General features: G+C 65.5%; 6 protein-coding genes. 3 read left to right on the plus strand and 3 right to left on the minus strand.

The annotated features are described in order from the left end of the window. The 3 genes from E5W87_RS33415 to ggt all read left to right on the plus strand — a co-directional run. Window positions 1-1,084: FGGY-family carbohydrate kinase (locus E5W87_RS33415; RefSeq protein WP_292407608.1), on the plus strand; the 1,084-nt coding region annotated here is incomplete at its 5' end. Then, a complete protein-coding gene (locus tag E5W87_RS33420) occupies window positions 1,081-1,935 on the plus strand; it encodes a TIGR01459 family HAD-type hydrolase (RefSeq protein ID WP_292407611.1) in 855 nt (284 codons plus the stop codon). The genes E5W87_RS33415 and E5W87_RS33420, both read left to right, overlap by 4 nt. Window positions 1,936-2,063: 128 nt before the next feature. Then, window positions 2,064-3,650, plus strand: coding sequence for a gamma-glutamyltransferase (gene ggt, locus E5W87_RS33425; protein ID WP_292407614.1), 1,587 nt, complete (start codon window positions 2,064-2,066; stop codon window positions 3,648-3,650). On the opposite strand, the gene E5W87_RS33430 is transcribed toward ggt, so the two are convergent. From E5W87_RS33430 to E5W87_RS33440, 3 genes are all read right to left on the minus strand, one after another. Beyond that, window positions 3,644-4,447 carry an ABC transporter ATP-binding protein gene (locus E5W87_RS33430; protein ID WP_292407618.1) on the minus strand — a complete coding sequence of 268 codons (804 nt, stop codon included), beginning with the start codon at window positions 4,445-4,447 and terminating at the stop codon, window positions 3,644-3,646. The two genes, ggt and E5W87_RS33430, sit on opposite strands and share 7 nt — an antisense overlap. After that, complete coding sequence (locus E5W87_RS33435) at window positions 4,444-5,442, minus strand: ABC transporter ATP-binding protein (protein WP_292407621.1); 999 nt, start codon at window positions 5,440-5,442, stop codon at window positions 4,444-4,446. Before E5W87_RS33435 ends, E5W87_RS33430 begins: the two co-directional genes overlap by 4 nt. Then, on the minus strand, window positions 5,439-5,773 hold a 335-nt coding region (locus E5W87_RS33440; RefSeq protein ID WP_292407624.1), incomplete at its 5' end, for an ABC transporter permease. The genes E5W87_RS33440 and E5W87_RS33435, both read right to left, overlap by 4 nt.

Here is a 5,773-nt window from a genome sequence, read left to right on the forward strand (position 1 = left end):
CGCGGCGGTCCGGTCGATTGCCGTCGACGGCACTTCGGGCACGCTGCTGCCGGTCGACGGCGCCGGGCAGCCGCTGGCCGAACCGTTGATGTACAACGACAAAGTCGACGATGACGCCATTCTGGCCGTGATCGCGCGCGAGGCGCTGGCAGCGAGCGCAGCACTTGGGGCGACGTCCGGTCTCGCCAAGGCGCTCTGGTTCCAGCGCCAGCCCGGCGTTGCCGCGGTGCTGCATCAGGCCGACTGGATCGCGGGACAGTTCTCCGGCCGCTTCGATGTCAGCGACGAGAACAACGCCCTGAAAACCGGCTACGACGTCGAGGCTCGGCGCTGGCCGGACTGGATCGCGGCGACCGGTATGCGCATGGACTTCCTGCCTGGTGTCGTCAGGCCGGGCGATGTCACGGGAACGCTCACCGCGAGTGCGGCGGACCTGTTCGGCCTCGCGCGTGACGTGGCCGTGGTCGCCGGGACGACGGATGGCTGCGCGTCGTTCCTGGCGACAGGTGCTGCGGCAGTTGGCGATGGCGTCACCGCGCTGGGCTCCTCGCTGACCATCAAGATCCTCTCCGACCGGCCGATCTCGGCGCCGCAGTTCGGTATCTATAGCCACCGGTTGGGAGATACCTATCTGGCGGGTGGTGCGTCGAATTCGGGGGGCAAGGTGCTGGCGCAGCATTTTCCCCTCGCGCGCATCATCGAGTTGAGTGCGGCGATCGACCCCATGACGGAGACCGGCCTCGACTATTATCCGCTTCCGGCGGTCGGCGAACGCTTTCCGATCGCCGATCCTGCTCTGCCGCCACGTCTGACGCCGCGGCCGGTGGACGATGTCGACTATCTGAAAGCGATGTTGGAGGGCATTGCTGAGATCGAGGCGCTCGGCTATCGCCGACTTGCCGAACTCGGCGCCCCCCGATTGACGTCGGTCAGAAGTGTCGGCGGCGGTGCCGCAAATCCCGCCTGGACCGCGATCCGGCAGCGCAAGCTGGGCGTCGGTTTTCCGCCGGCGCTTTCGGACGAAGCGGCCGCCGGCACGGCGCGGCTGGCGCTGATGGGCGCAATCGAAGCGGGGCTTTTGTGAGCACGAAAACAGTTGAACATCTCGACGGCATCGGAGCCCTGGTCGAGCGCTATCAGGTGTTTCTGCTCGACCAGTTCGGTGTGCTGCACGATGGTACCAACCCCTATCCGGGCGCCGTGGAGGCGTTGTCGGCGCTGAAGCGCGCAGGCAGGACGATTGTGCTGGTCTCGAACTCCGGCAGGCGAGCGCGGCCTAACGAGGCCCGCTTGCTGAAGCTCGGCTTCGAACCAGGAAGCTGGGATCAATTTGTCTCTTCCGGCGAGATCGCGTGGCGGTCGTTTCACGAAATGGCGACATCGGGAAAGCTGCGCCCAAACACCAAGTGCCTGCTGATCAGCCGCGAAGGCGACCGCTCGGCGATTGAAGGTCTGCCTTTTACGTTGACCAGCGACGGCGACGATGCTGAGCTGGTGCTAATTGCCGCCAGCGAGGGCGATCGCTACGATCTCGACCATTATCGCAGACTTTTTGCACCGGCAGCAGCGCGGCAGGTGCCATGCTTCTGCACCAACCCCGACAAGATCATGCTGACGGCGGTGGGGCCTTGCTTTGGCGCCGGCCAGCTTGCGGATCTCTACGAGAGCCTCGGCGGCATCGTCACCCGCATCGGCAAGCCCTACGCGCCGATCTTCGACGCCGCTCTGGCATTGGCGGGCAACCCGGACCGAAGCACGGTAGTCTGTGTCGGCGACAGCGTCGAACACGATATCGCCGGTGGAATTGGTGCCGGTGTGGCCACCGCCCTGGTCTTGTCCGGAATTTTGGCAGACACCCGTGATCTGGTCGGCCTTTTCGACGGGCTGAACGCATACCCCGATTACACCACGGATTTTTTCAAGTTTGCGGATTGAGCTCGGTGATCTCCCAGGGTTGAGCGCGGCACGGTGATTGTAATGTCGGTCGTGGTGCTTTCGGTGGCTTAGCTCTTTGGCCGCCGCTGCCAGTTCACATCTGATTCGTCGGAGGCTATTGATCCTGCATGCGTGATTTTCAATTTCCCGGACGGTCGCCGGTTCGTGCGACAGAAGCGATGGCCGCGACATCACACCCGTTGGCGACGCTGGCGGCGGTCGAGATGCTGCGGTCCGGCGGCAACGCAATGGACGCAGCCGTGTGCGCGGCGGCAGTGCAGGCAGTCGTCGAGCCGCAATCGACCGGTATCGGCGGCGACTGTTTCGTCCTCTACTGCCCCAACGGCCAAGGTGAGGTTCTGGCCTTCAACGGCTCCGGCCGCGCACCGGCCGCGGCAGAGGCGCAATGGTATCTGGACAGGGGGCATGACGCGTTGCCTGAGTCCGGTCCGCACGCGGTCACCGTGCCGGGCGCCGTCGACGCCTGGTGCCGGCTGCTCGAGGATCACGGCAGAAAGGGCATCGACGCCGCGCTGGCGCCTGCCATACGCTACGCCGAACAGGGCTATGTCGTCCAAGACCGCGTGGCCCTCGACTGGGCTGAAAGTGCTGCCTTGCTGGCCGCCGACGAACATGCGGCTCGTATCTTCCTGCCGGATGGAAGGGCGCCGCTGGCCGGCGATCTGCACCGGCAGCCGCAATTGGCCGATACGCTGCGCATCGTCTCGCGCCGTGGCCGCGCCGGCTTCTATGAAGGCGAGATCGCCGACGACTTGGTGTCGCGTCTGCGCGCCCTGGGTGGGCTGCATGCGCTCGAGGATTTCGCTGCCACGAAGGGCGACTATGTCAGGCCCGTCGGCACATTCTACCGAGGCTACGACATCCATCAGATGCCGCCGAACAACCAGGGCCTGACGGCACTGATCATGCTGAATGTGCTGTCGGGCCTCTCGCTCGGTTCGCTGGAACCGAACGGCGCCGAGCGCCTGCACCTCGAGATCGAGGCCGGGCGGCTTGCCTATCAGGATCGCGACAATTTCATCGGCGACCAGAACCACGTCCATGTCCCCGTTGAGCAGTTGTTGTCCAGATCCCATGCGGACCAGCTTCGCGCCGAGATCGATCCGGCGCGCGCGATGACGCATCTGCCTCGCCTTGAGCTTCAGCCAAGCGATACCGTCTACATCTCCGTGGTCGATCGCGACCGCAATGCGGTCAGCTTCATCAACTCGACCTTTCATTCGTTCGGCAGCGGGGTGGTCGGCCCCACGACTGGCGTCGTCCTGCAGAATCGCGGCAGCAGCTTCCGCCTGGCGGCGGACCACCCAAACCGCATCGCACCGGGAAAACGCCCCATGCACACCATCATGCCTGGCATGGTGACGGCCAAGGGCCGGGCGGTCATGCCGTTCGGCGTGATGGGCGGTGGCTACCAGCCGTTCGGCCATGTCCACCTGCTCACCAACATGATCGATTTCGGCATGGACCCGCAGGAGGCGCTTGATGCGCCACGGGTGTTTTACAGACAGGATACGGTGGAGGCGGAGCGTGGAATTCCGGCCGATGCGATCGCCGGCCTGCGCGAACGAGGCCATCAAGTGTCCATTCCGACCGAGCCGCATGGCGGCGGCCAGTTGGTGCTGATCGATTGGGACAAGGGTACGCTCACCGGCGCGTCCGATCCACGCAAGGATGGTTGCGCGTTGGGTTACTGACGATCGGCCGCGCCCTGCGTGCTGGTCCTGTTCAGTTTTGGCGTTGCCGCCACCAGCGCCTTGCCGATCACCGACCGCGGTGCGTCGATGACGGTTCGGGCGTCGCCGCTCTCGGCGGTGCGGCCGGCGTCGAGGATAACGATACGATGGGCGATGGCGCTGATAACGCCGAGATCATGCGAAATGAACAGATAGGCGATCCGCTCCTCGCGTTGCAGATCGAGCAGCAATTGCAAGATCTGTCGGCGCACCGATACGTCGAGCGCCGACACTGCCTCGTCGAGCACGATCAGCGCCGGCTTTGTTGCGATGGCACGAGCGATCGCGATGCGCTGGCGCTGGCCGCCCGAGATCTCGTGGATGGTGCGGCCGGCGAGATCGGCGCTTAGGCCGACGCGCCCCAGCAAAGCGGCGATGCGGCACGGGCGCTCCTTTCGAGAGGCGATGCCATGGATGCGCAGGGGGTCATCGAGCACGCGTGCGACGCTGGCGCGGGGGTTGAAGGCGGCGAGCGGGTCCTGAAACACCATTTGCAGACGAGCACGCCGGGCGCGCAAGGCAGCGCCGTTGAGGGACAGGAAATCGCCGCCTTCGAACTCGATGCGGCCGGCGTCCGGCTCGATCAGCCGCAGCAGCAGCCGCGCGATCGTCGACTTGCCGCTGCCGGAAGGCCCGGCCAGCGCCAGCGTCTCGCCGGGCTCGATGTCGAAGGAAACGTCATCGACGGCGGCAATCGTCTTACCGCCGCGACGATATCGTTTGGCCAAGCCGGAAACGACCAGCAATGAACGGCTCACCTCGACGCTCCTGCCCGCTGCAGCAGCGGTTCGGCGTCGAGGCCGAGATGGGCGTCGAGCAGCGCTCTTGTGTAGGCGTGGCGCGGGCTAGCGATAATCTGCGCCGTCGCACCGAGTTCGACCAGCTCGCCGTGCCGGAACACGGCGATGCGCTCGGCCAACTCGGCGGCCAACGCGATGTCATGGCTGACGAACAGCAGCGTCATGCCGTCCTCGGCCACCAACTGCCGGATCAGTGCGACGATCTCGGCCTGCACGATGGTGTCGAGCGCGCTGGTCGCCTCATCGGCGATCAGCAGTTTCGGCCCGGCCGCGATCGCGGCGGCGATCGCCACGCGCTGCTTCTGGCCGCCGGAAAGCTGGTGCGGATAGGCGCGCAAAGCGGCGTCCGGGTCGGGCAGGCGGACGCGTTCAAGCAGGGTTTTCGCCTTGGCATAGGATTGCGACCAAGTAAGGCCGAGATGCGCGTGCGCGACTTCCGCGATCTGCTCGCCGACCGCCATCACCGGATCGAGGCTGGCCGACGGGTCCTGGAAGACGAAGCCGATGTCGCGGCCACCGAGGGGAACAGACTTAGGCTGGCGTTCCGTCACACCCCCCTCTGCCCTGCCGGACATCTCCCCCGCAAGGGGGGAGATTGCGCTTTCATCTCTGCTTTCGCCAATTACTGAAGTTGCCGGAAAAGAGCCTTCGGCGGAACTGCCAATCTCCCTCCTTGCGGGGGAGATGTCCGGCAGGACAGAGGGGGGTGCCTTGGCACCAAAGTATGGCGACGATGGCAAAAACCAGTCGATGCGGCCTTCAACCTTGGAAGATCCCGGCAACAGTCCGGCAATGGCCAGCGCCAGCGTGCTCTTGCCCGAACCGCTCTCGCCGATGATGGCGAGGCGCTCGCCGGCGGCGACATCCAAGCTGATATGTTTCAGCGCAGCCACCTCGTTGCCATCGCGGCGGTAGGTCACCGTCAGGTCGCGGATCGAAAGCAGTGCCGTCACGACAGGCTCCTTCTCACCGCTGTCGTCTCGACGACGCCTTCGCCGGCGAGATAGACGCCGAGCACGGTCAGCACGAGCGCCACGCCGGGAATGATCGACAGGAAGGGCGCGGTGCGCAGCACGGCGCGGCCTTCGGCTATCATGCCACCCCAGGTCACGCGGTTTGGGTCGCCGAGGCCGAGAAACGAAAGGGCCGCCTCGGTGAGGATCGCGGCGGCGACGATCACCGACGACAACGCCAGCACCGGCGGCAATGCGTTGGGCAGCACTTCGCGAAAGGCGATCTCCAGCGGATGCATGCCGATGACGCGGGCGCCGGCGACAAAATCGC

Source organism: Mesorhizobium sp., from assembly GCF_004962925.1.
Taxonomy (GTDB): domain Bacteria; phylum Pseudomonadota; class Alphaproteobacteria; order Rhizobiales; family Rhizobiaceae; genus Mesorhizobium.

Bases quoted from the DNA above. Each gene is read 5' to 3' on its own strand.
- ggt (WP_292407614.1), top strand. From the start codon at position 2,064: ATGCGTGATTTTCAATTTCCCGGACGGTCGCCGGTTCGTGCGACAGAA.